Source organism: Acidovorax sp. ACV01 (assembly GCF_014851495.1).
In the GTDB taxonomy this organism is placed as follows: Bacteria; Pseudomonadota; Gammaproteobacteria; order Burkholderiales; family Burkholderiaceae_C; genus Acidovorax; species Acidovorax radicis.
In genome coordinates, this window is the sequence record NZ_JACUZT010000003.1 from 204,268 (window position 1) to 230,220 (window position 25,953).

The following is a 25,953-nucleotide window of genomic DNA, read 5'->3' on the forward strand; positions in this document are numbered from 1 at the left end:
AGTTTTAAGCATCTGGAGCCCACCATGTCCGACCACAACACCTCGCACACCCCTGCAACGCCATCGAACGACGCCGTGGAAAATGTCGTTCATCTGGTACCCGTGGTGCTGCCCGTGGTGGGTGGCATCATGATGTTCCTGCTGGCCTTCATTGCCGTGACGATGGCCTGATCACACCGGCCCGCGCCACCACCAGCCCCGCAGCGCGGGGCTTTTTTTCGTCCCGCACCACCGTTTGACCTGGAGAATTCCCATGAGACCCGGACACGCACTCGTTCTTTTTTCCGGCGGCCAGGATTCCACGACCTGCCTGGCCTGGGCGCTGGAAAACTTTGCCCACGTGGAAACCATCGGTTTTGACTACGGCCAGCGCCACCATGTGGAGCTGGAGGCGCGCCAGACGGTGCTGTCGGCGCTGCGCGCGCAGTTCCCGCGCTGGGCAGCAAAGCTGGGCGAGGACCACATGATCGATCTGGCCGTGCTGGGCCACATCAGCGACACGGCGTTGACCAGCGATACCGAAATTCAGATGACCGCCGCCGGCCTGCCCAACACCTTTGTGCCCGGGCGCAACCTGCTGTTCTTCCAGTTGGCGGCGGCCGTGGGCTACCGGCGTGGCCTGCATACGCTGGTGGGCGGCATGTGCGAAACCGATTTTTCGGGCTATCCCGACTGCCGCGACGACACGCTCAAGGCCTTGCAGGTGGCCGTGTCGCTGGGCATGGGGCAGCGTTTCACGTTCGACACACCGCTCATGTGGCTGGACAAGGCCGAAACCTGGGAACTGGCCCGGTCACTCGGTGGGCCAGTGCTGGTCGATCTGATCGTGAACGACTCCCACACCTGTTACCACGGCGTGCGCGACACCCCACACGCCTGGGGTTATGGCTGCGGCACCTGCCCGGCCTGCGAGCTGCGCAAGGCAGGCTACGAACGCTGGAAGGGCGCTTCGGCCGCCACTTGACGCCGTTGCACGGGGCAAAACCCCATCATGCATAACCCCATGTTTTTTTTGCATAATTTTAGCCTGTGTCTGACAGACAAGCGGGCGGCAGATTCATAAAATTGACATCCCAGCCGACCCGCGGAATCCGTGGAACTAGCCTCCACCCGTGGGGTTGATTCACGCTCCCGCCCGCCGACTGAGCACGAAAGCCGTTTTTTCAAAGGCAGCGCTCAGCATCCGCACTTGCGCCAGGCCTTGCCGCGATCCATGGGGTCCGCTTCCTTTGAAAAAACGTTTTTTCAACTTAGGAAGCTCCCCGATGAACGCACCCACCATGCAGGGCCTGAATCTCAACGCCCCGTCGTACGTCAAAAATGCCCGGCTGCTTGCCTGGGTGGCCGACATGGCCGCCCTGTGCAAACCTGACACCATCTATTGGTGCGATGGCACGAAGGAAGAGTACGACCGTCTGTGCCAACAGCTGGTGGACGCCGGCACTTTCAAGAAGCTCAACCCCGCCAAGCGCCCCGGCAGCTTCCTGGCCTGGTCCGACCCATCGGACGTGGCCCGTGTGGAAGACCGCACCTACATCTGCTCGGCCACCAAGGAAGACGCCGGCCCCACCAACAACTGGATGGCGCCCGCACAGATGCGGGCCACGCTGCAGCCCCTGTTCGACGGCTGCATGAAGGGCCGCACGATGTATGTGGTGCCCTTCAGCATGGGCCCGCTGGGCAGCCACATCGCCCACATCGGCGTGGAGCTGACCGACAGCGCTTACGTGGCCGTGAACCAGCGCCTGATGACCCGCATGGGCAAGGCCGTGTACGACGTGCTGGGCGTGGAAGGCGAATTCGTGCCCTGCATGCACACCGTGGGCGCCCCCCTGGCCGACGGCGAGAAGGACACCACGAGCTGGCCCTGCAACCCCAAGGTCAAGTACATCGTGCACTACCCCGAAACGCGCGAGATCTGGTCGTACGGCTCCGGCTACGGCGGCAACGCGCTGCTGGGTAAGAAGTGCCTGGCCCTGCGCATCGCCTCCACCATGGGCCGCGACCAGGGCTGGCTGGCAGAACACATGCTCATCCTGGGCGTGACCAACCCCCAAGGCAAGAAGTACCACGTGGCAGCGGCCTTCCCCAGCGCCTGCGGCAAGACCAACTTCTCGATGCTGGTGCCGCCCGAGGCTGGTTTTGCGGGCTGGAAGGTCACCACCATCGGTGACGATATCGCCTGGATCAAGCCCAACGCCGATGGCAAGATGGTGGCCATCAACCCCGAAGCCGGCTACTTCGGCGTGGCCCCCGGCACCAACATGCACACCAACCCCAACTGCATGCTCTCGCTGGGCAAGGACGTGATCTTCACCAACGTGGCCCTGACGGATGACGGCGACGTGTGGTGGGAAGGCATGGAAAAGGACACCGGCAAGCTGCCGGACCACCTGATCGACTGGCAAGGCAAGGACTGGACGCCCCAGATCGCCAAGGAAACCGGCGCCAAGGCCGCTCACCCCAATTCGCGCTTCACGGTGGCCGCCGCCAATAACCCGGCACTCGATGCCCAGTGGGACGACGCCAACGGCGTCGCCATCGACGCGTTCATCTTCGGCGGCCGCCGCTCCACCACCGTGCCCCTGGTGACGGAAGCCCGCACCTGGACAGAAGGCGTGTACATGGCCGCGACCATGGGCTCGGAGACCACCGCCGCCGCCTTCGGTGCCCAGGGCGTGGTGCGCCGCGACCCGTTCGCCATGCTGCCCTTCTGCGGCTACAACATGAGCGACTACTTCCAGCACTGGCTCGACATGGAAGGCAAGATCACCGCCACCGGCAAGGCGCTGCCCAAGGTGTTTTGCGTGAACTGGTTCCGCAAGGACGAAGCCGGCAAGTTCGTCTGGCCTGGCTACGGCGACAACATGCGCGTGCTCAAGTGGATGATCGACCGCATCGAAGGCCAGGCCCAGGGCACGGAGACGATGTTCGGCGTGGCACCCCAGTACGCCGAGATCAACTGGGCAGGCCTGGATTTCAGCGCCCAGAAGTTCGACGCCGTCACCAGCATCGACAAGGCGGCCTGGACGGAGGAGTTCAAGCTGCACGATGCCCACTTCGAACAGCTGGCCTACCACCTGCCGCCGGCTTTGCTCGACACCAAGGCTGCGCTGGAAAAGCGCCTGGTAAGCTGACCCCTGGTTCTTCTCAGTCCTGACAACCGCCCCTTCTGAAAGAGGGGCGGTTTTTTTTGCGCTGATGGAGACGAATACTGGATCAGGGTGGTCCGCCCCGCGCGGCCATGAAGAACAGCCCTTACCGCCCCTGCGCCGCGTGGCACATGCCCCTGGAGGCCTCGTTTTCCGTCCCATGACGGCCTGGCAATGAAAAAAGCCGTGGCGAACACTCGCCACGGCTTCAAGAATCAGGGTCACTGCACGGCAGACCGTGCGTCGCCATCTCAGTAGTACTTGCGGATGTCTTGCACGGTGGCAATGCCCATGGCATGGTTCAGTTCGGCCATGATGCGGGGGTCCTTCACGGCCACTTGCCAGGTGCGTTCGTCTTCCGCAGCGCGGCGGCGGCTTTCAGCCCAGGTGTGGGCACCCACACGCAGTGCGGCACCGGCGCGGCGGGCGGGGGCGGTCAGCAGAGCCAGGGCCGCAAAGGCTACCAGCCACAGCACCATCCAGGCCGCCAGCAGATGGCCTTCGCTCCAGGTGTCGATGACCTGGTTGGCCACCACCAGCAATGCCGAAACAACGGCCGCCAGCAGAAGGGTGGCGGCGCCACGGGCACCGTCAAAATTGGCGGCTACGCGCTTGAGGGCGGCGGCGGCGTTTTCGGCGCGGACAACGCCGGGGTGTTCGGTGGGGTACTCAACGTGTGCAAAGCTGGTCATTTCGGTTTCCCTTTTCTAACGCTTGTGGCGAGATTGCCGGGCGATGGGGTGATATTAGGGTTTACCCTTTACATGTTCAAGTTTATATTTTGAATCATTGATATTCATATTGGTGATGAATTGACCATGAATCCCTTGAACTTCCGCTCTTTGGACTTGAACCTGCTGCGTGTTTTCGACGAGGTCATGGCCGAGCGCAGCCTCACACGCGCAGCGCACAAGCTGTCCATCACCCAGCCCGCCGTGAGCAACGCGATGCGGCGCCTGCGCGATGTGCTGGGAGATGAGCTGGTGGTGCGCAGCGGCCAGGGCGTGGAGCCCACTCCGCGCGCGCTGGCCCTGTGGCCCCCTGTGCGCGAGGCGCTGGCCCACCTGCAGGAATCCCTGGCGCCCGGGCACTTTGAACCTGCTACGGCCGAATCCACCTTTGTGCTGGCCATGGCCGATGCCACGGCAGCCACCCTGGTTCCTGCCCTGGTCGAAATCATCGAGCGCGAGGCGCCCGGCGTGTCTATCCGCGTACTACCCCTGACCACGCGCGACCCCCGCCGCCTGCTGGACGAGGAGGCGGCGGACATGGCGGTGGGCTACTTCCCCGCCGTGCTGGCCGACCTGACCGCCCGCGCGCAATCGGGGGGGGCCGTGGCCTTTGAAAGCCGCCGCCTGTACGACGGCGAGTACGTGTGCGTGATGCGGCAAGGCCATCCCCTGGCCGATGCGCCCTTGACCCTGGACACCTATTGCGCCGCGCGCCACATGCTCGTGAGCTTCTCGGGGCGCCCCTTTGGTTTCATCGACGAGGCCCTGGCGTCCCTGGGCCGCGAGCGCAAGGTGGTGATCACGGTCAACCAGTTCTTCACCGCCGGGCGCGTGGTGTCGGGCTCGGACCTGTTGACGGTGCTGCCCCGCCACTTTGTCCCCGTCACCGGGATCGCCGATGCCCTGGTGCAGCGGGCCCTGCCGCTGGACGTGCCGGCGGTCCACGTGGACGCACTCTGGCGCCGCCGCGGCCCGCAGCAGGCCGCGATGACCTGGCTGCTGCAAGCCCTGGCGCGCTCGGCGCGCCGGACTTTCCCCGAACAGTGAGGCGGAGAGGCTGAACCCGTAGACTGCGCCCAGCATGAACATCCAGCTTTTTTCCGACCTGCACCTTGAGGCGCACCCCCACTTCATCCCCGAACCGGCGCCCGGCGCCGATGTGCTGGTGCTTGCCGGCGATGTGGGCTCCTACCAGGAAGGCTCGCAACTGGGCGACGAGGACTTTGGCCTGGCCCGGTTTTCGCCGTTGCCCCAGGGAGCTGGCTGGCCCACCCCCGTGCTTTTTGTCCCTGGCAACCACGAATACGATGCGCAGGATTTCGATGCGGCCCACCATCGACTTCGCAGCACCTGCGATCGCCTGGGAATCACCTGGCTGGAGCGCGAAACCGTCGAGCTTCAGGGAGTCCGTTTCATCGGAACCACGCTCTGGAGCGATTTCGACGCCCTCGCGGACCACGAGGGAAGCACCGACCTTGGCAGGCGGCTGAAACTGCGCGACAAAGCCTTTCGCGCGGCCAATTTCTACCTGCGCAAGACGGGTGGCACCCGCCATGCAGCGCCTTTTCTGGCCGAAGCCATGCGCGACCACGCACTGGTCTGCCAGCAATGGCTGGCTGAAGCACTTGCAACGCCTTTTGACGGGCCCACAGTGGCTGTCACCCACTTTGCGCCCAGCCTGCGCAGCGCCGATCCACGCTACGGGCTGGTGCCCGGTACGGCGGGGTTCTGCAATGCCCTGGATGGTTTGCTGCCTCACGCGCAGCTGTGGCTGCACGGCCACCTTCACGCACCGAGCGACTACAGGGCGCAGGGCTTGCGTGCCGATGGCAGCCCTTGGCAGTGCCGTGTGGTGGCCAATCCCCTGGGGTATGCGCGCAAGGGAGAGCAGGCGGCTTTCCAGCCGCAATGCTGCATCACCTTATGATCAGGACACGGGGCTCTGCCGCCCCGCAGCGCAGAAGAAAAAAGCATGACCCAGGTCAAGACAACAGAAGTCCGCGCACGGTAGTCTGGCCCATACCTTCTCGGAGAACCTCATGAACATCCTGCTTGCTGTCGATGGCAGCGCTTACACCAAAAAAATGCTGGCCTATCTGGCCACCCACGAAGAGTTGCTCGGTGGCAACCACCAGTACACCGCGCTCACCGTGCAGGCTCCCCTGCCAACACGCGCACGCGCCGCTCTGGGCAAGGAAGTGGTGGACAGCTACCACGCTGAAGAGGCGGAAAAAATCCTCGCCCCCGTGTGCAAATTCCTCGCGCGCCATGGCGTGGAAGCCAAGCGCAGCGTCAAGATCGGCAGCGTGGGCGAAAACATCGCCAAGGTGGCAGACAGCGGCAAGTTCGACCTGCTGGTGATGGGCTCCCATGGCCATGGCGCCCTGGCAACCCTGGTCATGGGCTCTGTCACCACCCAGGTGCTTGCCCACTGCAAGGTCCCCCTGCTGATCGTTCGCTAACCCGGACACCCCGGCCCGAAGGCCCCAGCCCTGCTCCGGCAGGGCTTTTTTTTGCCCGAACAATACCAATTGGTTTTCATAATAACCAATTGGTTTACTTTGGAACCAATTGGTTATACATTCCCGCTGCGCCCATCCTGGCGTGTCATTTCCATCGAAACCGAGGAACCGACCCATGAAAAAAACCCTGATTGCATTGGCCCTGACTGCAGGAGCCGCTTTCAACGTGATGGCCCAGGACATCGTGGATACCGCCGTGAAGGCGGGCAACTTCAAGACCCTGGTGGCGGCCGTGCAGGCGGCAGGCCTGGTGGACACCCTCAAGGGCCCCGGCCCGTTCACCGTGTTTGCGCCCACTGACGAGGCTTTCGCCAAGATTCCCAGGGCTACCCTGGACGGCCTGCTGGCCGACAAGGCCGCACTGACCAAGGTTCTGACCTACCACGTGGTGCCCGGCAAGGTGATGGCCAAGGACGTCAAGGCCGGAAAGGTCAAGACCGTGCAGGGCCAGGAGATCACCGTCACCACCGGCATGGGTGTGATGGTGGACCAGTCCAAGGTCATCGCGACCGACGTGGCTGCGAGCAATGGCGTGATCCACGCCATCGACACCGTACTGATGCCCAAGTAATCCAGCGGAACAACGCTCTTTTCCCCCACCCACCATCCCATAGCGAGGAGAAGCCGCCATGCACACCGCATTCAACCGCCGTACCGTTTTGTTGGCCGCAGCCCTGGGCACCGGCACCACCCTGCTGCAGGCCTGTGGCGGCGGCGACGACGAGCCCCAGCGCAATATCGTCGAAGTCGCCCAGAACAATCCCGACCTCAGCATCCTCGTGGAAGCTGTGGTGGCTGCAGGTCTGGCGCCCACCTTGAGCACAGGCATGCTTACGGTTTTCGCCCCGACCAATGCAGCCTTTGCAGCGTTGCTCAGCGAGCTGGGCGTGACCAAGGAAGCCCTGCTGGCCGACAAGCCCCTGCTGACGGCGGTGCTGACCTACCACGTGCTCGGCAGCAAGGTCGCGCGTGCGGACGTCCCCCTGGGCAAGGCGATCACGCCCGTCGCAGGTGGTTTCTTCAAGATCGAATCGGCCAATGGGCTCAAGATCACCGATGGCCGCAACCGCGTCACCACCATCACCGCCACCGACATCCAGGCCAGCAACGGCGTGGTGCATCTGGTGGACCGGGTGCTGCTGCCAGCCAACAAGGACATCGTCGCTACTGCATCAGCGCTGCCGGATTTCAGCATCCTCGTGGAAGCGGTGGTGGCTGCAGGCTTGGCAGGCACTTTGCAGGGCGCGGGCCCGTTCACGGTGTTTGCGCCCACCAACGCCGCGTTTGCAGCGCTGCTGGCCGAGCTGGGGATGACCAAGGCAGCGCTGCTGGCAGACACCGCCCTGCTGACCAAGGTGCTCACCTACCACGTGGTGCCCGCGCGCGTGCTCAAGGCCGAGGTGCCCGTCAACACCGCCATCGCCACGGTTCAGGGGCAGACCTTCACGGTGAACGCGAGCTTCGTGATCACCGACCAGAACATGCGCACCAGCAACATCGCCATGGCCGATGTGTTCACCAGCAACGGTGTGGTTCACGCCGTGGACAAGGTGATCCTGCCCAAATAAGCCCATGGCGTAAACCGCACGCAAGAAAGCCCGGCATGCCGGGCTTTCTTTTTTAGATGCGTGCGCAACGCAAGGAGGGAAGTGCGACTACCGCGCCGCCAACCCGTCAAAACAGGTGCGCACCACCAGATCAACGATCTCCGCGTCAGAATACTGGCCACCTTCCTTGAGAAAGCTCACCACCGGGTCACAGGCGCGCGCATACAGCGTATAGAGCACCACCAGCGGCGGCAGAGTCGGGCTGATCACGCCCTGGGCCTGGGCCTGGGTGATCCACTCACCGATCTGGTCGCTCACCGTCACCAGGCCGTTGAGATAGTCCTTGTTGGCCATCAGCACCGCGCGCAAAGTCGAGTTGCGGCTGGGCAGCAGCGGCATCTCGTTGCTCAGCAGGCGCTCCAGCGACCAGCGCACCAGCGCATGGAGCTTTTCGAGCGGGGGCATTTCAGCGGGCAGATCCGCGAGGTAGGCCTGCACGCGACCCAGAATCTGCACCATGGCGGCGCTGCACAGCTCTTCCTTGCTGCAAAAGTGCTTGTACAGGCTGGCCTTGGCAATGCCCACGGCGTTGGCCACGTCGTCCATGGTCATGGCATCGAAAGCCTTTTCGCCCAGGAGCTGGCAGGTGGACTGGAGGATGGCATCCTCGCGCGCCTGGTGCATCTGCTCTTTGAACGAAACTTTGGGTTGCGGCGTTTGCATGTCTTGCATTTTATACATTGCAGTAAAAAAATAAATGACTAAGTTGCAATGCAACTACGTCGTTCACGTTTTCCCCAGCATGAATCGTGCCGCCGCTTTGCAGGCGAAGAACCTGTTCATGGTCTTTTCGGGGGCACGATGGCACTCTTGTCCTGGTGCCCACCCCCATCGGCCGCCATAATCGCGCCGCCATGCCCGTGCCCCTCGCTCTACCGTCGACCGTTTTCACCACTGACCAAGGCTCCGGGGAAGAGCGCTTCGAGGCCTGGCGCAGCAGCATTTCGGTGGTCTTCGACGTCGCCCCTTTGGACCGCGATCCGCTCGAGAGCTTCAGCGCATCCGTGACCGCCTGCCATCTGGGCGCGCTGCTGGTGGGCGATCTGCACTTCGGTCGGCAGCAATTCTCACGCGGTGCGCCACGCGTGGCGCGCGACGGCGTCAACCACTACCTGGTGCAGTGGTACCGCAGCGGGGGTTTCGTGGGCCAGCACGACAACGGCGTGGACATGCAGGTGCGGGCGGGGGACATCACCGTCTTTGATCTCGGCCGCACGCAGCGCACCTATGCCAACCCCTCCCACGTGCTGTCCATCGTCGTGCCCCGCGAGATCGCCGACGAGGCCTTCTGCAGCCCATCGGCCGATCTGCACGGTACCGTCTTGCGCGGCCACACGGCGCTGGGCGGGCTGCTCAGCGACTACCTGCAGTCGCTGCACCGGCGCTTGCCTGCTGTCACGCTCCCGGAAGCACCTGCCGTGGTGCAGGCCACCACGCAGATGCTGGCCGCCTGCCTGCGGCCAAGCCGGGACACGCTAGCCCAGGCGCAGCCGCAAATCCAGGTTGTCACGCTCGAACGCATCCAGCAATACATCGCGCAGAGCCTGGGCGCACCGCTCAGCCCCGAGCTGCTGTGCCGCACGTTTGGTATTTCACGCAGCATGCTGTACCGCCTGTTCGAGCCGCTGGGCGGCGTGGCGCACTACGTGCAGCAGCAGCGCCTGGTCCGGGCGTTCCACGCCCTGGCCAACCCGGCCAACCGCCGGCTGCGGGTGGGCGAGATCGCCACGCGCTCCGGCTTCACCAGCGAGGCGCATTTCAGCCGCGCCTTTCGCGCGGCCTTTGGCCTCACGCCCAGCGATGTGCGCGCCACCGCCCGGGGCACAGCCAACCGCGCGGGGGCATTCGCGGCGGGCGATGCCATGCGCCCGACCGCCGAATATGCCGACTGGGTGCGCGCGCTGCAGGTGTAGCCGCCCCACTCGCAACGCTTGAGCCCCCTGGTCGTTCTTCAGGACGGCCAGTCAAAAACGTCGAAACACACAGTCAAGCCAGCGCGCTGGCCCCGCCTAGGATGCGCCGCAGTCTGTTCTCTGCCCCCTTGCGCGCCACACCATGTCCTTTGTCCGCCGCCTCGCCGCCGCCCTGCTGGCGGCCATGCTGTGCTGCCTTGCATCCGCCGGTAGCCCGCCCACCATCACCGGCCTGAGCCCTACCGAGGGCACCATGTACGGCGGGACAGCCGTCACGCTGGCCGGCAGCGGCTTCACAGGGGCTATGGGCGTGTATTTCGGAAACATCCGAGCCACCCGCTTCACCGTGGACAGCGACACGCAGATCACGGCCATCGCACCCGCCCAGCCACCCGGGACCTCGGTGATGTTCGATATCGTCACACCCACGGGCGGCATGGTGCACCCGATCGGCTACTTCACCTACGTGGTGCCGCCCGAACTGCGCCCCACCGTAACCCACATCTCGCCAGCGCGGGGCCCTGCCAGCGGTGGCACCACGGTCACGTTCACGGGCACCAACCTGGCCAACACCCACCAGGTGCGCTTTGGCAATGTGGCGGCAGGGTTCACCGTGGTCAGCGATACGCAGGTCACCGCCACCACCCCGGCCTCTCCGGCGGGGATGGTTTCGACGGAGCTCACCACCGCCTATGGCATTGCGGACGGCAGCTTCGGCACCTTCTTCGAGTACATCCCTCAGCCCACCATCACCGGCGTGAGCCCCATCGAAGGGAGCATGTTCGGCGGCACGGCGGTCACCCTGGCTGGCGGCGGGTTCACCGGGGCTACCAGCGTGCATTTCGGGAACGTTGCGGCTGCCAGCTTCACCGTGGACAGCGACACGCAGATCACGGCCATTGCGCCCCCGCAGCCTCTGGGAACGGCGGTGATGTTCGAAGTCTTCACACCCGACGGCGGCGGCATGGTGCACCCTATCGGGTACTTCACGTATGTGGTGCCGCCCGAGCTGCGCCCCACCCTCACCAGCGCTTCACCCGCGCGGGTGTCCGCTGCGGGGGGCACGCAGGTGGTCCTCACGGGCACCAACCTGGCCGGTGCGTCGTCCCTGCGCTTTGGTGGCTTTCCGGCGGCCAGCTTCACGGTGGACAGCTCCACCCGGATCACCGCCACCACCCTCGCTGTGGCGTCCCCGGGCTTCGTGACCATCGACGTCACCACTCCCTATGGCGGGGCCGACAGCCCTTTCGGCTTTGAATTCGTCGCTGCGCCCACGCTCACCGGCGTGGCACCGGCCACGGCGAATGCAGCGGGTGGCACCACCCTCGTCCTCTCCGGATCGGGGTTCGCCGATGCCACGGCGGTGGTGCTGGGCGGTGTGGCCGCCCGGGCATTCACCGTGGAGAGCGACTCCCGCATCACGGCCATCGCCCCACCACACGCGGCCGGGCCGGTTGCGGTGGAGGTGAGTGCGCCGGGCGGTACGGCGACACTGGCCTCGGGCGTGGTGTTTGCGGATCTGGCCGTGCGCGGCGCCTGCGGCACGGCGACGGGGCAAGCGCGCCCGACCCCACCCGCCGGTGCCAGCCTGTGCAGCGCAGGCCAGGCCAGCAGCGTGGCCTCTGTCCAGGGCGAGTTTTCCTGGACCTGCGCAGGACAGAACGGTGGAGCCGACGCGCCGCGCTGCACGGCCCCCTGGGCCGCGGCCGGGGGCACGGGGAGCCGCGCAACACTCGACCTGCCGGAAGCTGCCGTCAACAACGGCTGGACACTCGAGACCGCCAGTTTCCAGCACACCCTTCCCGCGCCGCTGCCCCCGGGTGCCAGCACAAGCCATTGGCCCCTGCACCTCCGGTTGACCGGCGGCGCGGCAGGCTCCAGCGCCCGCCTGACGGTGCACTACAGCACCCCCGTGCCGCTGGGCGCGGTCTATCTCAAGCACGGCCCCAGCCCAGAAGGTTTGCAGTGCTCGGGCACCACCTGCGCCCAGCCCCACTGGTACACGCTCGCCCCCAGCGCGGCCCTGTTCGCGGCCGACCGGCGCAGCGTGACCTTGACGCTGACCGATGGCGGCTTGGGCGATAGCGACGACGTGCCTGGCCAGATCACCGACCCCGGCCTGCCCGTGCTGCTGGCGCCGCCGGCAGGTGGCGGCAATGGCGGTGGCCCGGCTTCCGCCGTGCCCGTCCCGGCGCTCAACCCCTGGGCGATCGCACTGCTGGCCTTGTGCTTTCCGGCACTGGGCCATCTTCGCGGGACGCGCCAGTCACTCTCAAAACAATAGCTATTCACCCTTTTAAAACAAGCGCCAGAAGGCAATTCAATGCAAAAAAACAATCCCTCCCTCCGCCTCGGAACCGCCCCGCGCAGCGCCCTGCTGTGGGCCGCCGCTGCCATCGCCCCCACCGCCTGGGCCCAAGGTGCACCCGTGGGCACGGTGGCCTATGCACCACTGGCCAGCGTGCAGGCCGTGCCCACACTGTCGCAGTGGGCCCTGGCGGCTCTGGTGCTGGTTCTGGCCGCGCTGGCCCGCCACCTGCTGCGCCATGGGGCGAACGGCGTGGTGCGCGCCCTGGTGCCCGGGCTGCTGGCCTGTGCGGCGCTGCTGTGCATGCCCTGGGGCGGGCAGGCCATCGCACTGCCTTCGAGCGAGGTTGTGCTGGACAACCCGGCCGGGGGCGTCGCCGACATCCCCGACCACCCGGACCTGGAAATTGCGTTCAGGGACTACCTGCACGTGTACGAAGTGCGCAACACCACGGACCGGCCCCAGCAGATCACGGCAGTCAGCGTGACCCCGGTGCATCGCCTCTTCGACACCGATGACCGGTGCACCGTCGGGCAGATGCTGGCGCCGATGGCCGCGTGCTACCTCCGGGTGGGGCGCCTGCACTGAGAGGCCCCCTTCCAAGGGGGGCACACACCACGCCGCCTATGCCGCAGGGGCCTCCAGCGTCCGCGCTGCGGTAGCGGTGAGGGCGGCAGTGAGCGCATCCAGCACCGCCGACTCCAGGTTCCAGCAGTGCCAGTACAGCTGGATGGGCAAAGAGCGGCCCGGTGCCAGATTCACCATGCTGCCATTCGCCAGCGCCTCGCGCGCCATCAGCTCGGGCATCACCCCCACGGCCCAGCCTGCGGCCACGGCACGCATCTGCGCCTCGGAGCCCGGCACGAACAGGTGGCTGAGCGCCACGCGCTTGAGCCCGAATGCACGCGCCACAAACTCGGCAGCCATGTCGTCCTTGCGGTTGAACGACAGGAACGACACCTCGCGGAAGTTGTGCGGCGTGAGCCCCTGGGGCAGGTACTGCTCCGCATAGCTGGCCGAAGCCACGGCCACGTAGTGCATGGCGCCCAGCGGCACCATCTTGCAGCCGCGCAGGGCCTGCTTGAGCGTGGTCACACAGCCCAGCACCTGGCCGGAGCGCAGCCATTCCTGCGTGAAATCCTGGTCGTCCACGATGATTTCCAGCGGCAGGCGCTGGCGCACCAGCTCGTGCAGGGCGCCCATGGCCCAGGTGGCGATGCTGTCGGCGTTGATGGCAATCGAGATGCGCTCGTCCTCGCGCGATCCGCCCGGCGCGCTGGGCGCCAACTCCTGCAGGTCGCGCTCCAGGTCGGCGCGCAGCAGGCGCATCTGCTTGGTGTGCTTGAGCAGCAGCTGCCCCGCCGAGGTCGGCCGCAGGGGCCGGCTGCGCACGATGAGCACCGAGCCCACCTGCGCCTCCAGGGCGCGCAGGCGCTGTGAGACGGCCGACTGCGTGACGTTCAGGCGCTGCGCAGCGCGCTCGAAGCCGCCCTCTTCAACGATGGCGGCAAGGCATTCCAGGGCGGCGGGATCGTAGGTGCTCATGGTCTCGGGCTCGAACAAAAGAGGGTTGTCTCTACCGCACCGTTTATTAGGTGCGCTGATGTTTTTGGAGTAAGTTTAATTTTGCTTTTAGTTGAATGCAATGTCGCGCACACTGCGCCCCATCGTGTCCCGCACTGGGGCGGGTGGCACGTACAGGTTCACAACGCATTCCGCTTATGAAAACCATTGTTCTCGGCGCCGGCATCATCGGCATCAGCACGGCCTGGCATCTGCTGGAACGCGGTCACGAAGTCATCGTGATCGACCGCCAGCCCGATGCTGCGCTCGAAACCAGTTTTGCCAATGCAGCACAGATCTCGGTGAGCTACTGCGAGCCCTGGGCCAACCGCGAGGCGCCGCTCAAGGCGCTCAAGTGGATGTTCGACAAGGAAGCCCCGCTGCTGTTTCGCCCGCAGATGGACTGGCAGCAGTGGCGCTGGGGCCTGCAGTTCCTCGCGCAGTGCAACGATGCGGCCTTCGAGCGCAATGTGCAGCAGATCGTGGCGCTGGGCGCGTACAGCCATGCCGCGCTCAAGGACCTGGTCAACACCACGGGCATCGAATACAACCGGCTGGAACGCGGCATCGCCCACTTCTATACCGACCAGAAATCCTTTGACGCCGCCGGCCACGCGGTGGAGCTCATGCGCAAGCACGGCGTGCAGCGCCGCCTGGTGAGCCGCGACGAGCTGCTGCAGATCGAGCCCGCGTTCAAAGCCTACGGCGACAAGATCACCGGCGGCACCTACACCAGCACCGACGAAAGCGGCGACGCCCGCGTGTTCACGCAGGAGCTGGCCCGCCGCTGCATGGCGCGCGGCGCGCAGTTCCTCTACGGCCACGATGTGCTGCGCCTGAATAAAATCGGCAATGCTATTGATTCAGTAGCTGTCATGCCAAAACAGGCAAGCGCTGGCGGCAAAAAAGACTTCATATTGAAGGCCGACGCCGTCGTCGTCGCCTGCGGCTCCTACAGCGCGCCGCTGCTGCGCAGCGTGGGCGTGGACCTGCCGATCTACCCTGGCAAGGGCTACAGCGCCACCTTCCCGCTGCTGCGGCCCGAGGGTGCGCCCATGGTCTCCACCATCGACGACGGCAAGAAGATCGCCATGAGCCGCCTGGGCAACCACCTGCGCGTGGCGGGCACCATCGAACTCAATGGCTGGGACCTGACGCTCGACAGCACACTGGCGCGCGCACGCTGCCACATGCTGTCGCGCCGCATCGAAGCCATCCTGCCCGGCGTGTGCGACACCCGCACCCCCGAACAGGGCGGCGACCCGCAGTACTGGACCGGCCTGCGCCCGGCCACCCCCACCAACATCCCATTCATCGGGCAGACCCGCGTGGGCAAGCTCTGGGTGAATGCGGGCCACGGCACGCTGGGCTGGACACACGGTGCGGGCTCGGGCAAGGCCCTGGCCGAGTTGATCAGCGGCGAACAGCCTGCGATGAACTTCGGCTTCCTGGGCCATAGCGGCTCTGCACGGCACACATCGACCACGGCGCTGGCTGCCTGAGAGCACCCGTACTGCCTGCCCGGGTTGGGGCGGACCTATCGCACCAAACCGCGCCCTGCGCGCGGGCACTCAGGTGGCCAGCGCGAGGCCGCCGTCCACCCGCAGGTTCTGCCCGTTGATGTAGCCCGCCCCTTCCGAGGCCAGGAACGCGATGGTCGCGGCCACTTCGGCGGCCTGCCCATACCGCTGCAGCGGCACTGCGGCGCGGCGCTCTTCCCACACGGGCAAGGTGTCAATCCAGCCCGGCAACACGTTGTTCATGCGGATGTTGTGCCGCGAATGGCTGTCGACAAAGATCCTCGTGAACGAAGCCAGCCCGGCGCGAACCAGCGCCGATGTCGGAAACAGCGCGCTCGGGTCCACCGCCCAGGCCGCCGACAGATTGACGACCACGCCACCGCGCTGCGCTTGCATCAACGGGGTCACCAGCCGCGTGGGCCGGATCACGCTCTGCAGATAGGTGTCCGTCCCCTGCAGCCACCGCTCATCCGCCAGGGACAACAACGGCGCGCGCGGTTCGTGGCCAGTGCTGTTGATGAGCACATCGACCCGGCCCCAGCGGGCTTGCGCCAGATCCACCAGGCGGCCCAGATCCGCCAGACACCGGCTAGACCCGGTGACGCCAACGCCTCCGAGTTCCTGGGCCAAGGCCTCGCCTTTGCCCGACGACGAAAGAATGCCGACCTGAAAACCATCCTCCGCCAACCGGCGGGCGGTGGCAGCGGCAATGCCGGTGCCGCCCGCGGTGATAAGTGCTACTTTTTCTACTGCCATGATCGTCCTTGGATGCCGCACACCGGCATCTGGCAATTGTTCCGTACCCTTTACGTTTTGGACGATCGGACGGAGCAGCCGCCGTGCTTCGATCCAGTAGAAAATCTACACCCATGACCTCCCCGTTGGGCCGCACGCCCTCTCTCAATGCGCTGCGAGCGTTCGAGGCCGCCAGTCGCCATCTGAACTTTCGCCTGGCCGGGCTGGAGCTGGGCGTAACCCAGGGCGCCGTGGCGCAGCAGATTCGTGCGCTCGAAGCAGAGCTGGGCCTCAAGCTGTTCGAGCGACACCCGCGCACCCTGGTGTTGACCCACAACGGCCAGCGCTATGCCACCAACGTGCGGCGCGCGTTCGAGATGCTCGCCGATGCCACACAGGGCCTGCGGCCAGAGCCCCTGCATGTGACGGTCAGCGTCACGCCGACCTTCGCCACCAAGTGGCTCATTCCAAGGCTGGCGGACTACACGCGCCTGCACCCCGGTGTGGATCTGCGGATCCTGGCGACCGAGCGCCTGTCGCACTTTCAGACCGAGGCGGTGGACCTGGCGGTGCGGTACGGCCGCCCACCATTCGGCCCGGGGCTCACGGCCGACCTCCTGTTCGAAGAGTGCCTGGTGGCGGTGGGCAGCCCGCTGTTGCTGCGCCGCTCCGGGCCACCCGACACCGCGGGGGACGTCGGCCGCTACGTGCTGCTGCACGACTCCCAGTCTCCGTGGGCCGACTACCTTGCGCAGCACACGCCGCCCGCTCCCGCGGCTTCAGATCCCACACCACAGGCCATCTGGTTCAACCAGACGACGCTCGCGATCGACGCGGCCCTGACCGGCCAGGGGCTCGCGCTGGTGCAGAAAGATTTTGTGGCGCAGGACCTGTCCGCCGGTCGGCTGGCCAAGGTGTTTGACGAAGAAGCGCACACGGGCGCCGGCTACTACCTGGTGGCTCCGCGCAAGCAACGCGCACCGGACGTCGTCGCGGGCGTGAGGGCTTGGCTGCGAAGCCAGGCCGGCGCATAAACCGCATCCACCGCAAAAGCCGCAGGCAGCGCAGATGCTCTGGCCCCCTTCAACCCCGACCTGCGAGCCCGGCCAGGGGGGCGAGGTAGCGGGCCGGAATCTCCAGCGCATGGAATCCGCCCGCCAGCAGCACCACCAGGCAAACGGCCAGCAGCCAGCCCACCAGCATGGACCCCACCAACGCCCGCGCCCGCAGGGGCTCCGGCAGGTTCCAGTACAAGGCGCAGCCCACATGCGTGCCCAGCGCGAACACGGCGAAAAAGTAGTACGGGCCAAAGAACCACTGCCAGGGCGGTGTGTGCATGCCCGCCGCTGCAAACTGCAGGTTCGTGTCCACGCCCTGAAACCGGCCCACCCAGACGGACGTCACATGGACCAACAGGAACAGCGCCAGGTAGCCCCCCGAGAGGGCCTGCATCCACGCCACGCCCCCACGGCGCCGGCCCCGCCCGCGCCACAGCAAGGTGAGGCCGCTGCCCATCTGGAACAGCAGACAGCCAAGCAGCACGCCTTCGACCAGCGGCTGGCGATAGACCAGGCGCAGGGCTTCCAGCACCGACTGGTGCGCTGCCGCTCCGGCCAGCCCCGCCAGGTGGCCCAGCAAGTGGGCCGCCAGGAACGATGCCAGCGCGATGGCACTGGCGCGGTGCACGGCCCGCAGCGCAAGGCGCTGGCGCCATGCCCAGGTGCCAGCCAGGCCGACGGCGGCGGCGGCTCCCAGGGCAAGTTGGCTGGTTTCGTGCATGAAGGTTTTCTCCGGATGTTGCATGGGACTGGCGGCAGAATAAGCAGCGGCGCCGTGTCCGCCTACTCGCATTGCGCTCAGGTTTTCCATGCCTCCTGCCTCCTCCGCCCCCCGCCGTTCGCCCCGCCAGGAACGCTCGCAGTTCACGGTCGATGCCATCTTCGAAGCCGTCGCACGCATCGTGGCGACACAGGGCGAGGACGCGCTCACCACCAACCGCATCGCCGAGCTGGCTGGTGTGTCCGTGGGCTCGCTCTACCAGTACTTTCCAAGCAAGGAAGCCATCCTCCTGGCCATGCTGGACCAGCACTGCGACCAGGTGATGCTGGAGCTGGACGCCCTGCTCGCCCAGGCCCGCACCGAAGGCTGGACGCCCGAGCAGCAGGTGCGCGGGTACGTGCGCCACTACCTGCAGGCCTTCGGCGGCGGCCCCCGGGAAGGGCGCGCACTCGCCCGCCTGTCGTGGAAGCTCGACTACCGCGCGTCCGTGCTGATCTCGGTGCGCGGCGCCAGCGAGCGGCTGGCCCTGCACCTGCAGCGCGTGGCGCAAGAGCAGCAGATGCCCGCACCCTCGGCGGCCCAGCTGTTCGTGCTCACCCGCGCCTTCATGGGTGCGGTGCGGGCGGCATCGCTGGAACAGTCGCCCTTGCTGGACAGCCCCGAATTCGAGCAGGCGCTGGTGGCGCTGTGCATCGCAACCCTGGCACCGGGCACGGGTCTGCGGGGCGGCGCTACGATGGCGCCATGACCACGCCCACCGCACCGCACTACCTCTTTCTCACCACCTCCACCCGCGAACCGGGCCACACCGGCAATACCGAATGGCTGGCCCGCCAGGCCGCCGCCGCACTGCCTGCCGGCACCCCACAAACCTGGCACCACCTGGCGCACTTGCACCTGCCGCCCTTCGTGGACCAGCGCCACACCACGGGCACCTATGCACCGCCCGAAGGCGACATGAAGACCCTGCTCGACGCCACGCTGGCAGCCACGCACATCGTCTTTGTAGCGCCGGTCTACTGGTACAGCATTCCCTCGCCGCTCAAGACCTACCTCGACCACTGGAGCGCCTGGATGCGCGTGCCCGGCCTGGCCTTCAAGGAGCCGATGGCCGCCAAGACGCTGGCGCTCATCACCACCAGCGGCGACCGCACCAAGGCCCAGCCCATGATCGATTCGGTGGCGCTGTGCGCGCAGTTCCTGTCGATGACCTGGGGCGGCGCCCTGTGGGGCAAGGGCGGGCCACCGGGCGCGGTGCAGGCCGATGCGCAGGCGATGGAGGCAGCCAGCCGTTTTCTGCTGACACCGGCCGCAGGTTGACGGCTTAGCGATCCAGCGACCCGTGCTGGGCCAGGATGCCCAGCCATTCGTGCAGCGCCAGGCTGCTGTCGGCCAGCGCGGAGGCGCGCGGCAACACCCGGTACAGCTTGCGGGCCTGCCCGCCCTTGAAGCCCATGGGCGCGGGCAGCACCTGCAGCCCGGCGCGCTCGAAGGCCTCGGCCGCGCGCACCATGTGCCAGCCATGGGTGACCAGGGCTATGCGCTCGATGCCCGCTGCCTTGAGCAGCGCGGCGGATTTCTCTGCATTGCTGCGGGTATCGAGCGACTCCACCTCCGTCCAGCGCACCCGCCCTTTGAACTCGCGCTCCACCACGTCCTTCATGACCAGCGCCTCGGCCCGCGTGCCGCCGGTGGAGCCCCCCGTGGCCAGGATGGGAAGCCCGGTCTGCTGCTGCAGGTACACGGCGTAGCGCACCCGCTCACGCGCGCCCCGGCTGAGCACGTCCACGCCGTATTCAGGCGCCACCGTGTCGGCGCCGCCGCCCAGCACTACGATGACCTGCACTTTTAGCGAAGGCAACTCCTTGGGGACGACCGCCGGATAGCGCTCCAGGCTGCGCACCAGCGCGTCCGACACCGGCGGCCAGGACAGCACCAGCATCGACAGCAGCGACAGCACCACCACCGTGATGCCCGTGCGGCGGTGGTACCGCGCGATCCACAGCCCCACCAGCGCCAGCAGGATGCTGGACACCGGGGGCAACAGCAGCGCAGACAGTATTTTCTTCAGGGCAAACCACATGGCAACAGAAGGAGAAGGAGCAATCAGACCTGCACGCACCCGCCCGGTGGCGCCACGGCGTGGCAGGAAAAAATGGACCATTTGGAAGGCTGAAAAAACGGCCGCGCCGGGTGGGGCAAGCTCAGTGCAGCATCCGCCGCTGGGCCAGAAAGTCCAGCAGCGCGGCATCGAAACCCTCGGGGTCCTCCAGCTGGGGCCAGTGCCCGACATGGGGCAGCACCAGGGTCTGCGCATCGGGCAGCACCTGGGCAAGCGCCTCCAGGGCCACGGGGGGTGTGCAGCGGTCCAGCTCGCCCCCCACCAGCAGCGTGGGCATGGCCAGGTGGGCCAGCGCGGCAGCCCCGCGATCAAACGAGGGCAAGGCCTCCAGCGCGCGCCGGTAGGCCCCCGGGTACACCTGGGCCAGCGCATGGCTGGCCAGCCGCACCCCTTCGGGCAGGGCTCCGGTGCCGATGAACTGGGGTACCAGCGTCTGCGCCAGCGCCTCCATGCTGCCACCGCCGTCCAGTGCGGTCAGGGCGCGCAGCCGGGGCGCCACCCAGTCTTCCACCGCCTGCGCGTCCAGCGCCGGCCCGCCCGCACACAGCACCAGGCGCTGCACCTGCGATGGGCTGCGCACGGCAGCCTCGAGCGCCACCATGGCGCCCATGCCATGCCCCACCAGCGTGACCGGGCCACCCTGCAGGGCGTCGATCAAGGCCAGGCAGCTCTGCGCCAGCGCCTTGAAGGTGTAGGGCTCCACGGGCGCACTGCGGCCATAGCCCGGCATGTTCCAGGCCACGGCACGGTAGCCGACCGTGGCCAGTGTTTCCACCTGGGGGGCAAAGGTGAGGTGGTCGCCATCGGCGTCGTGCAGCATGAGCACGGTGGGGCCGGAGCCCAGGGCGGTGAAGGTAGGAAGAACGGCCATGCGGTGGAAAGCGGAACAGGAATGACTTACGCAAAACAGGGTTCAGGCAGATAGCTCGCCCCCACGCCAGGTGGTGGTTGCATCCCGATTTGCGCAAGTCTGACGGAAGTAAACCCCGCAACAGCGCGGTGGTGGGTGGCGCCTGATAATAGTTGCTCCCCCCTGCTGCCACCGCTGGCACCGCTTTTGTGAACCCTTCGCCCCCCCGCCCCGCCCTCGCCCTGCCACCGAGCTTCTCCACACGCGAGTTTCGCGATGCACTGGGCATGTTTGCCACGGGCGTGACCATCGTCACGGCCCGCACGGCAGCGGGTGACCTGGTGGGCCTCACGGCCAGTTCCTTCAATTCGGTGTCGCTGGCGCCCCCGCTGGTGCTGTGGAGCCTGTCGCACGGCGCCAGCACCCTGCCCACCTTTGCCGATGGCTCGCACTACGCCATCCACGTGCTGGCCGCAGACCAGAAGGCGCTGGCCGAGCGTTTTGCCACGCGCGGCATCGACCGCTGGGCAGGCCTGGAACACCGGCCCGGCATCAGCGGTGCCCCGTTGCTGGCCGGGGCAGCCGCCACATTCGAGTGCTTCAACCGCAGCCAGTACAAGGAGGGCGACCACACCATCTTTGTGGGCGAGGTCGAGCGCTGCGAGCACCGCGAAGGCATCTCGCCCCTGCTGTACCACGGGGGCAAGTTCTACACCGAGCACCCGCTGTGACGACCCCCACCGTGGCCGTGCGCCACGTGAACATCGGCCTGGCCCGGCGCCTGAAGGTGGGCGAACGCTCGGTGCTCACCGCCATCGGCAAGGCGCCCGTCACCGGCCCGGTGGCGGTGGGCCCGCTGGGCCTGGCAGGGGACGAGCAGGCCGACCCGAGCGTGCACGGCGGCCTGGGCAAGGCCGTATACGCCTACCCCGCCGCCCACTATGCGTTCTGGCAGGCCCAGCGCCGCGAACGGGGTGTCAGCCTGTTCGATGAAACCTTGCCGCCGGGTTTCATGGGGGAGAACCTCACCATCGACGGGCCGCTGGAAGCGGATGTGTTTGTGGGCGATGAATGGCATTTCCCCCACTGCGTGCTGCGGGTGAGTGCACCGCGCGAGCCATGCTTCAAGTTCAACGCCGTCATGGGTTTTGCGCAGGCGGGCCGCACCATGGCCCTGGCCGGATGCTGCGGCTACTACCTGGCGGTGGACCAGCCCGGCACCATCGCTGCCGGAGAGACCGCCACGCTGGTGCCCGGGCAGCGCGGGCTGAGCATTGCGCAGGCGCTGGCAGGCAAGTGGGCGAAACACTCGCGCTAACCAGGCCCCACTGGATTCATCAATATTGATAGCTACTAGCGCTTACCAGATAAGCGCCAGAGCCCAATTTTGCTCGAAACCGAGCCTTCAACGCACCGTGTCGGGCAGCTCGATCTTGACTTCCAGAACTTCCAGGTTGTCCTGGCGCTCAAGGTGCACCTTGAGGTCTTCGGGGTTGATCTTGACGTACTTGGAGATCACGGCCACCAGCTCGCGCTGCAGCGCGGGCAGGTAGTCGGGCTCGGCGGCGTTGCGGCCGTTGCGCTCGTGCGCCAGGATGATCTGCAGCCGCTCCTTGGCGACGCTGGCGGTTTTCTTCTTCTCGCCGAGCAGGAAGGACAGGAAAGAAGCCATGGCTTATTTGCTCCCGAACAGGCGTTTGAAGAAGCCTGGCTTTTCCGCGTCGATGAAACGCAGCGGCTTGTCGGTGGCGCCCAGGAAGCGTTCGATCACATCCTTGTAGGCCTCGGACACATCCGAGTCCTTGGCATGGATCGCGGGTGTGCCCTGGTTGGACGACTGCAGCACCACCTCCGACTCGGGGATCACGCCGATCAGCTTGATGCGCAGGATGTCCTGGATGTCTTCCAGGCTCAGCATCTGGCCGTCCTGCACGCGGCTGGGGTTGTAGCGCGTGATGAGCAGGTGCTCCTTGATGGGCTCGCCGCCTTCAATGGCGCGCTTGGTCTTGCTGCCCAGCATGCCCAGGATGCGGTCGGAGTCACGCACGGACGACACCTCGGGGTTCGTCACCAGCAGCGCCTCGTCGGCAAAGTGCATGGCCATCAGCGCCCCGCTTTCGATGCCAGCGGGCGAATCGCAGACGATGTACTCAAAGCCCATCTCGGCCAGGTCCTTCAGGATCTTCTCCACGCCGTCTTGCGTGAGGGCGTCCTTGTCGCGCGTCTGGCTGGCGGCCAGCACGAACAGGTTGTCGCACTGCTTGTCCTTGATGAGGGCCTGGTTCAGGTTGGCCTCGCCCTGGATCACGTTGATCAGGTCATACACCACGCGGCGTTCGCAGCCCATGATGAGGTCCAGGTTGCGCAGGCCGACGTCAAAGTCGATCACGGCAGTCTTGTGGCCGCGCAGGGCGAGGCCGGTGGCAAAGCTGGCACTGGTGGTGGTCTTGCCCACGCCACCCTTGCCGGAGGTCACGACGACGATTTTGGCCATGTGTTGCTGATTCTCTGTGGGGTTGGTACGAATGAAATAAGAACTCAGGCAAGCGGCTCGATGATGAGCTTCTCGCCGTCCAGCCGCACCTGCGCGGGCTTGCCGCGCACGTCGGCGGGCAGCTCGGTTTCTGTGGTGCGGTAAATGCCTGCGATGGACACCAGCTGCGGCTCCAGGCAGGTCGAAAAAATGCGGGCTTCGGTGTTGCCGCGCGCACCGGCAATCGCCCGGCCGCGCAGCGGCGCATAGACATGGATGTTGCCGTCGGCAATCACCTCGGCGCCAAAGCTCACCACGGCCATCACCACCAGGTCGGCGCCACGCGCATACACCTGCTGGCCCGAGCGCAAGGGCTTGTCCACCACCACGGTGCCGGGGCCGGGCATGGGCACTTCGCGCACCACCTCCACCTCGCGCACCACTTCGCGGATGACCTCGCGCACCTCGGGTGCGGGGGCCTCGGCGCGGGCGGGTGGTGCATCGGGCGCAGCCGCCAGGCCTGCGGCGCGCGCAGCGTCCATCTGGGCCGGGCTGCCGCCGCGCACCGCCACCGGCAGCGTGCTGTGTGCGCGCAGCGCGGCCACGATGGACGCAAAGTCGATGGCGGCTTCAGCCTCGCGCACGGGGGCCAGATCGATCAGCACAGGGTCATTGTCAAAGAAGCCCGGGGCATCGGCCACGCGCTCGGCGAGGTCGGCGGCAAACTGCGCGGCGTCGGTGGTCTTGAGCACCACGGCCACCACGGGCAGCGAGGCGCTTTTGAGGTCAAAGCTGGTGCGGGCCTGGGCCGCCGTGGTAAGGGCCATGAATGGATTGCGGGGGTGAATATCGCTCCAGTGGCGCCGGGCAGGCACGCCGGCGGCTGGATCAAAAGCGCAAAGTGTACTGTGCAGCACCCCGCGCCATCGTAACGGGGCGTGCCTGCGCGCGACCCGCACGGCATTCAGGGGCGAGGTTCGTGCATCTGTCTGTGACAAGCGGCAACACACAAAAGCCGCCAGACAGCGATGGTCTAATCATTTGGTGTGCCACGACCACCCAGGAGCGGATCGCGTGGCGAACTTCAAACTTTATCTACAAGAAAGAGCATTGATGTTGAACCAGTACCCCCAGGGCCCCAAGGCAGCCCCAAAAATTTCTCGCGCCTTGGCCCCCTTGCGAACCACATGGGCTCTGGGCATCTCAGCGCTGGCATTGGCGGGCTGCGGGGGTAGCTCGGGCGATGCAACGCAGCCGCCTCCCCCACCCTCTAACCTCGCAGCGCCCTCGAACTTCACGGTCAGCAACCTGGGGACCTTCGGGTGGAACGCCACGCCAGGCGCGACCCGATACGAACTGTATGTTGACCCGGACGGCGCGGGCCCGCTGAAGGAAGCCAAGCCCGACGATTTAAACCAGGCCTCTGGCACCGGCTTTACATATTCGCAGGCAGGAACCCAAGGGTTTTGGGGAAGCCTCTACGCCACAGCATCCAGCCTGGCTACAACCCTCAACTCCACCTACCGCCTGCGTGCGTGCGACGCCACTGGCTGTGGCGCCTTCACGGACTCCAAGGCCTACGACATCGCCAATGGCATCAGCTACGAATTCGCGTCCGGACGGGTTGCACTGAAGTCGTCACTGGGCTCCGATGCTGGCCCCAGGTTGTCCCAAGACGCGCTCACACTGGCCATTAGTTCGCCCAGCGCCAACGCTGCGGATTCTGTCGTGTATGTGTTCACGCGCGCCAACAGTGCCCAACTGTGGCAACAGCAAGCCGTGCTAGGCAACGGCAAGGCCCAATTTGGCGGGCAAGTCGCCTTGTCGGCAGACGGCGGCACGCTGGCTGTGTTGGCAAGCGAGACGACGGGCGGTAATGGCAGCGCCACCAAGGGAGTCGTGTACCTGTACCAGCGCAGCGGCAGCGCCTGGAACCTGCAGGGCCAGGTGGAGGCACCCAGTGCCCCAGCAACCTGCACGCTGCCCTGCAGAACCAGTTTTGCCAGCCTCTTGACCTTGTCCTCCGATGGCGGCCTGCTGGCTGCGTCGGTGGGCTACAGCACGGCGTCGGGCGTGGGCTCCACTTCCATCGGCGCCGTGGCCACCTACACACGCACTGCAGGTGCCTGGACTCCCCAGGCTTTGATGGAGTCGGGGGGCAAGTTCGTGTCGTCCCTGGCCCTGTCGGGCGACGGAAGCACCCTGGCCGTGAACGAGGACGGGTGGCGTCTAGGCGACTTGAGGACAGCCACCACCCCGGCGGTGCGCATTTTTGTCCAGCAAGGAAACGGAAATTGGACCCAGCAGGCGCGGCTGCCGGCCGGGCTGGTGAGCATCACCGACACCACAGGCCTCGTGTATAGCAACCTGGCCCTTTCCAGCGACGGCAGCACCCTGGCCGTGCACGCGAGCAACGTGCCCGGGCATCCAACTTCCGAGCTCGACATCAAGCCGTCTGACCTGACCTGCCCGGGCCTGGCTGAGGACGGCTGGTACATCGGGTTGTACAAGCGCACGGGAAGCACCTGGCAGCGGCGGCTCGTGGCGTCGCGCGGGCTGAGCGGCCCTTGGGCGCTGGCACCTGACGGGACCAATCTGTTTTACGGCAACTCGCTGTTCAATTACATATGGGTCTACGCTTGGCTCTGCCCTTGACCACGCGTCGCCACCACAGCACC

28 protein-coding genes are annotated in these 25,953 nt (G+C 66.3%); 18 read left to right on the plus strand and 10 right to left on the minus strand.

From position 1 onward, the window contains the following. Positions 1-24: 24 nt before the first annotated feature. The 3 genes from IB243_RS09635 to IB243_RS09645 all read left to right on the plus strand — a co-directional run bounded on the left by IB243_RS09635 (position 25) and on the right by IB243_RS09645 (position 3,137). Positions 25-171, plus strand: coding sequence for a hypothetical protein (locus IB243_RS09635; protein ID WP_010465307.1), 147 nt, complete (start codon positions 25-27; stop codon positions 169-171). Between the two features lie 82 nt (positions 172-253). Next, entirely contained in the window at positions 254-964 is a 711-nt protein-coding gene (queC, locus tag IB243_RS09640) for a 7-cyano-7-deazaguanine synthase QueC (protein WP_192426585.1), read from the plus strand. A 301-nt stretch (positions 965-1,265) separates the two neighbouring features. Further along, positions 1,266-3,137, plus strand: coding sequence for a phosphoenolpyruvate carboxykinase (GTP) (locus tag IB243_RS09645; RefSeq protein ID WP_192426604.1), 1,872 nt, complete (start codon positions 1,266-1,268; stop codon positions 3,135-3,137). 266 nt (positions 3,138-3,403) lie between these two features. Here the strand turns inward: IB243_RS09645 and IB243_RS09650 are convergent, their stop codons facing one another. Further along, positions 3,404-3,844, minus strand: a complete 441-nt coding sequence (locus IB243_RS09650) for a hypothetical protein (RefSeq protein WP_057271108.1) — start codon at positions 3,842-3,844, stop codon at positions 3,404-3,406. A 126-nt stretch (positions 3,845-3,970) separates the two neighbouring features. On the opposite strand from IB243_RS09650, the gene IB243_RS09655 reads away from it, so the two are divergent. From IB243_RS09655 to IB243_RS09675, 5 genes are all read left to right on the plus strand, one after another. Beyond that, entirely contained in the window at positions 3,971-4,930 is a 960-nt protein-coding gene (locus IB243_RS09655; RefSeq protein ID WP_192426606.1) for a LysR family transcriptional regulator, read from the plus strand. Positions 4,931-4,964: 34 nt separating this feature from the next. Then, on the plus strand, positions 4,965-5,810 hold the full coding sequence (locus IB243_RS09660; protein WP_192426608.1) for a metallophosphoesterase: 846 nt from the start codon (positions 4,965-4,967) through the stop codon (positions 5,808-5,810). Between the two features lie 112 nt (positions 5,811-5,922). Next, positions 5,923-6,345, plus strand: coding sequence for a universal stress protein (locus IB243_RS09665; protein ID WP_010465296.1), 423 nt, complete (start codon positions 5,923-5,925; stop codon positions 6,343-6,345). A gap of 175 nt (positions 6,346-6,520) precedes the next feature. Next, positions 6,521-6,976: a fasciclin domain-containing protein gene (locus tag IB243_RS09670; RefSeq protein WP_192426610.1), complete on the plus strand. Its 456-nt coding sequence runs from the start codon at positions 6,521-6,523 to the stop codon at positions 6,974-6,976. A gap of 58 nt (positions 6,977-7,034) precedes the next feature. Continuing rightward, on the plus strand, positions 7,035-7,973 hold the full coding sequence (locus IB243_RS09675) for a fasciclin domain-containing protein (protein WP_192426612.1): 939 nt from the start codon (positions 7,035-7,037) through the stop codon (positions 7,971-7,973). A gap of 87 nt (positions 7,974-8,060) precedes the next feature. On the opposite strand, the gene IB243_RS09680 is transcribed toward IB243_RS09675, so the two are convergent. Next, positions 8,061-8,684 (minus strand): TetR/AcrR family transcriptional regulator, encoded by a 624-nt coding sequence (locus tag IB243_RS09680; RefSeq protein WP_082615395.1) that lies wholly within the window; start codon positions 8,682-8,684, stop codon positions 8,061-8,063. A gap of 182 nt (positions 8,685-8,866) precedes the next feature. Between IB243_RS09680 and IB243_RS09685 the strand changes: the two genes are divergently transcribed. The 3 genes from IB243_RS09685 to IB243_RS09695 all read left to right on the plus strand — a co-directional run bounded on the left by IB243_RS09685 (position 8,867) and on the right by IB243_RS09695 (position 12,821). After that, a complete protein-coding gene (locus tag IB243_RS09685) occupies positions 8,867-9,925 on the plus strand; it encodes a helix-turn-helix domain-containing protein (protein WP_192426614.1) in 1,059 nt (352 codons plus the stop codon). A 142-nt stretch (positions 9,926-10,067) separates the two neighbouring features. Next, entirely contained in the window at positions 10,068-12,209 is a 2,142-nt protein-coding gene (locus IB243_RS09690) for an IPTL-CTERM sorting domain-containing protein (protein WP_192426616.1), read from the plus strand. A gap of 39 nt (positions 12,210-12,248) precedes the next feature. Next, positions 12,249-12,821 (plus strand): midcut-by-XrtH protein, encoded by a 573-nt coding sequence (locus tag IB243_RS09695; RefSeq protein WP_192426618.1) that lies wholly within the window; start codon positions 12,249-12,251, stop codon positions 12,819-12,821. A 36-nt stretch (positions 12,822-12,857) separates the two neighbouring features. Here IB243_RS09695 and IB243_RS09700 read toward each other — a convergent pair whose 3' ends face one another. After that, entirely contained in the window at positions 12,858-13,778 is a 921-nt protein-coding gene (locus IB243_RS09700) for a LysR family transcriptional regulator ArgP (protein WP_029414220.1), read from the minus strand. Positions 13,779-13,954: 176 nt separating this feature from the next. Between IB243_RS09700 and IB243_RS09705 the strand changes: the two genes are divergently transcribed. Next, positions 13,955-15,298: a D-amino acid dehydrogenase gene (locus IB243_RS09705; RefSeq protein WP_192426620.1), complete on the plus strand. Its 1,344-nt coding sequence runs from the start codon at positions 13,955-13,957 to the stop codon at positions 15,296-15,298. A gap of 69 nt (positions 15,299-15,367) precedes the next feature. Here IB243_RS09705 and IB243_RS09710 read toward each other — a convergent pair whose 3' ends face one another. Further along, positions 15,368-16,072 carry an SDR family oxidoreductase gene (locus tag IB243_RS09710; RefSeq protein ID WP_192426622.1) on the minus strand — a complete coding sequence of 235 codons (705 nt, stop codon included), beginning with the start codon at positions 16,070-16,072 and terminating at the stop codon, positions 15,368-15,370. 113 nt (positions 16,073-16,185) lie between these two features. Between IB243_RS09710 and IB243_RS09715 the strand changes: the two genes are divergently transcribed. Next, the gene (locus tag IB243_RS09715; protein ID WP_192426624.1) at positions 16,186-17,085 is read left to right on the plus strand and encodes a LysR substrate-binding domain-containing protein; all 900 of its coding nucleotides are present in this window, start codon (positions 16,186-16,188) and stop codon (positions 17,083-17,085) included. A gap of 49 nt (positions 17,086-17,134) precedes the next feature. On the opposite strand, the gene IB243_RS09720 is transcribed toward IB243_RS09715, so the two are convergent. Continuing rightward, positions 17,135-17,830: a hypothetical protein gene (locus IB243_RS09720; protein ID WP_192426626.1), complete on the minus strand. Its 696-nt coding sequence runs from the start codon at positions 17,828-17,830 to the stop codon at positions 17,135-17,137. An 88-nt stretch (positions 17,831-17,918) separates the two neighbouring features. Here IB243_RS09720 and IB243_RS09725 point away from each other — a divergent pair, with 88 nt between their 5' ends. Further along, a complete protein-coding gene (locus IB243_RS09725; protein ID WP_192426628.1) occupies positions 17,919-18,578 on the plus strand; it encodes a TetR/AcrR family transcriptional regulator in 660 nt (219 codons plus the stop codon). Next, entirely contained in the window at positions 18,575-19,150 is a 576-nt protein-coding gene (locus IB243_RS09730; protein ID WP_057228010.1) for a flavodoxin family protein, read from the plus strand. Before IB243_RS09725 ends, IB243_RS09730 begins: the two co-directional genes overlap by 4 nt. A 4-nt stretch (positions 19,151-19,154) precedes the next feature. On the opposite strand, the gene IB243_RS09735 is transcribed toward IB243_RS09730, so the two are convergent. Together IB243_RS09735 and IB243_RS09740 are read right to left on the minus strand one after the other, a co-directional pair. Beyond that, entirely contained in the window at positions 19,155-19,994 is an 840-nt protein-coding gene (locus tag IB243_RS09735; RefSeq protein ID WP_225584869.1) for a YdcF family protein, read from the minus strand. A gap of 40 nt (positions 19,995-20,034) precedes the next feature. Continuing rightward, entirely contained in the window at positions 20,035-20,823 is a 789-nt protein-coding gene (locus tag IB243_RS09740; protein WP_192426632.1) for an alpha/beta fold hydrolase, read from the minus strand. Positions 20,824-21,011: 188 nt separating this feature from the next. On the opposite strand from IB243_RS09740, the gene IB243_RS09745 reads away from it, so the two are divergent. Together IB243_RS09745 and IB243_RS09750 are read left to right on the plus strand one after the other, a co-directional pair. Further along, on the plus strand, positions 21,012-21,533 hold the full coding sequence (locus IB243_RS09745; protein ID WP_029414219.1) for a flavin reductase family protein: 522 nt from the start codon (positions 21,012-21,014) through the stop codon (positions 21,531-21,533). After that, positions 21,530-22,120 carry an MOSC domain-containing protein gene (locus tag IB243_RS09750; RefSeq protein ID WP_192426634.1) on the plus strand — a complete coding sequence of 197 codons (591 nt, stop codon included), beginning with the start codon at positions 21,530-21,532 and terminating at the stop codon, positions 22,118-22,120. The genes IB243_RS09745 and IB243_RS09750 overlap by 4 nt, the downstream gene beginning before the upstream one ends. 87 nt (positions 22,121-22,207) lie before the next feature. Here IB243_RS09750 and minE read toward each other — a convergent pair whose 3' ends face one another. Genes minE through minC form a run of 3 tightly spaced genes read right to left on the minus strand, consistent with a single transcriptional unit; the run spans position 22,208 to position 24,102 of the window. Beyond that, entirely contained in the window at positions 22,208-22,474 is a 267-nt protein-coding gene (gene minE / locus IB243_RS09755) for a cell division topological specificity factor MinE (RefSeq protein ID WP_010465263.1), read from the minus strand. A 3-nt stretch (positions 22,475-22,477) separates the two neighbouring features. Next, positions 22,478-23,296 (minus strand): septum site-determining protein MinD, encoded by an 819-nt coding sequence (gene minD, locus IB243_RS09760; RefSeq protein WP_010465261.1) that lies wholly within the window; start codon positions 23,294-23,296, stop codon positions 22,478-22,480. Positions 23,297-23,340: 44 nt separating this feature from the next. Further along, complete coding sequence (gene minC, locus IB243_RS09765; RefSeq protein WP_192426636.1) at positions 23,341-24,102, minus strand: septum site-determining protein MinC; 762 nt, start codon at positions 24,100-24,102, stop codon at positions 23,341-23,343. Positions 24,103-24,388: 286 nt separating this feature from the next. Between minC and IB243_RS09770 the strand changes: the two genes are divergently transcribed. Further along, positions 24,389-25,930: a hypothetical protein gene (locus IB243_RS09770; RefSeq protein WP_192426637.1), complete on the plus strand. Its 1,542-nt coding sequence runs from the start codon at positions 24,389-24,391 to the stop codon at positions 25,928-25,930. Positions 25,931-25,953: the final 23 nt, after the last annotated feature.

Bases quoted from the DNA above. Each gene is read 5' to 3' on its own strand.
- IB243_RS09735 (WP_225584869.1), bottom strand. From the start codon at position 19,994: ATGGTCCATTTTTTCCTGCCACGCCGTGGCGCCACCGGGCGGGTGCGT.
- IB243_RS09675 (WP_192426612.1), top strand. From the start codon at position 7,035: ATGCACACCGCATTCAACCGCCGTACCGTTTTGTTGGCCGCAGCCCTG.
- IB243_RS09665 (WP_010465296.1), top strand. From the start codon at position 5,923: ATGAACATCCTGCTTGCTGTCGATGGCAGCGCTTACACCAAAAAAATG.
- IB243_RS09645 (WP_192426604.1), top strand. From the start codon at position 1,266: ATGAACGCACCCACCATGCAGGGCCTGAATCTCAACGCCCCGTCGTAC.
- IB243_RS09680 (WP_082615395.1), bottom strand. From the start codon at position 8,684: ATGCAAGACATGCAAACGCCGCAACCCAAAGTTTCGTTCAAAGAGCAG.
- IB243_RS09695 (WP_192426618.1), top strand. From the start codon at position 12,249: ATGCAAAAAAACAATCCCTCCCTCCGCCTCGGAACCGCCCCGCGCAGC.
- IB243_RS09660 (WP_192426608.1), top strand. From the start codon at position 4,965: ATGAACATCCAGCTTTTTTCCGACCTGCACCTTGAGGCGCACCCCCAC.
- IB243_RS09635 (WP_010465307.1), top strand. From the start codon at position 25: ATGTCCGACCACAACACCTCGCACACCCCTGCAACGCCATCGAACGAC.
- IB243_RS09725 (WP_192426628.1), top strand. From the start codon at position 17,919: ATGCCTCCTGCCTCCTCCGCCCCCCGCCGTTCGCCCCGCCAGGAACGC.
- IB243_RS09700 (WP_029414220.1), bottom strand. From the start codon at position 13,778: ATGAGCACCTACGATCCCGCCGCCCTGGAATGCCTTGCCGCCATCGTT.
- IB243_RS09715 (WP_192426624.1), top strand. From the start codon at position 16,186: ATGACCTCCCCGTTGGGCCGCACGCCCTCTCTCAATGCGCTGCGAGCG.
- IB243_RS09690 (WP_192426616.1), top strand. From the start codon at position 10,068: ATGTCCTTTGTCCGCCGCCTCGCCGCCGCCCTGCTGGCGGCCATGCTG.
- IB243_RS09720 (WP_192426626.1), bottom strand. From the start codon at position 17,830: ATGCACGAAACCAGCCAACTTGCCCTGGGAGCCGCCGCCGCCGTCGGC.
- IB243_RS09670 (WP_192426610.1), top strand. From the start codon at position 6,521: ATGAAAAAAACCCTGATTGCATTGGCCCTGACTGCAGGAGCCGCTTTC.
- minC (WP_192426636.1), bottom strand. From the start codon at position 24,102: ATGGCCCTTACCACGGCGGCCCAGGCCCGCACCAGCTTTGACCTCAAA.
- minE (WP_010465263.1), bottom strand. From the start codon at position 22,474: ATGGCTTCTTTCCTGTCCTTCCTGCTCGGCGAGAAGAAGAAAACCGCC.
- queC (WP_192426585.1), top strand. From the start codon at position 254: ATGAGACCCGGACACGCACTCGTTCTTTTTTCCGGCGGCCAGGATTCC.
- IB243_RS09685 (WP_192426614.1), top strand. From the start codon at position 8,867: ATGCCCGTGCCCCTCGCTCTACCGTCGACCGTTTTCACCACTGACCAA.
- IB243_RS09740 (WP_192426632.1), bottom strand. From the start codon at position 20,823: ATGGCCGTTCTTCCTACCTTCACCGCCCTGGGCTCCGGCCCCACCGTG.
- IB243_RS09650 (WP_057271108.1), bottom strand. From the start codon at position 3,844: ATGACCAGCTTTGCACACGTTGAGTACCCCACCGAACACCCCGGCGTT.
- IB243_RS09705 (WP_192426620.1), top strand. From the start codon at position 13,955: ATGAAAACCATTGTTCTCGGCGCCGGCATCATCGGCATCAGCACGGCC.
- IB243_RS09730 (WP_057228010.1), top strand. From the start codon at position 18,575: ATGACCACGCCCACCGCACCGCACTACCTCTTTCTCACCACCTCCACC.
- IB243_RS09710 (WP_192426622.1), bottom strand. From the start codon at position 16,072: ATGGCAGTAGAAAAAGTAGCACTTATCACCGCGGGCGGCACCGGCATT.
- IB243_RS09655 (WP_192426606.1), top strand. From the start codon at position 3,971: ATGAATCCCTTGAACTTCCGCTCTTTGGACTTGAACCTGCTGCGTGTT.
- minD (WP_010465261.1), bottom strand. From the start codon at position 23,296: ATGGCCAAAATCGTCGTCGTGACCTCCGGCAAGGGTGGCGTGGGCAAG.
- IB243_RS09770 (WP_192426637.1), top strand. From the start codon at position 24,389: ATGTTGAACCAGTACCCCCAGGGCCCCAAGGCAGCCCCAAAAATTTCT.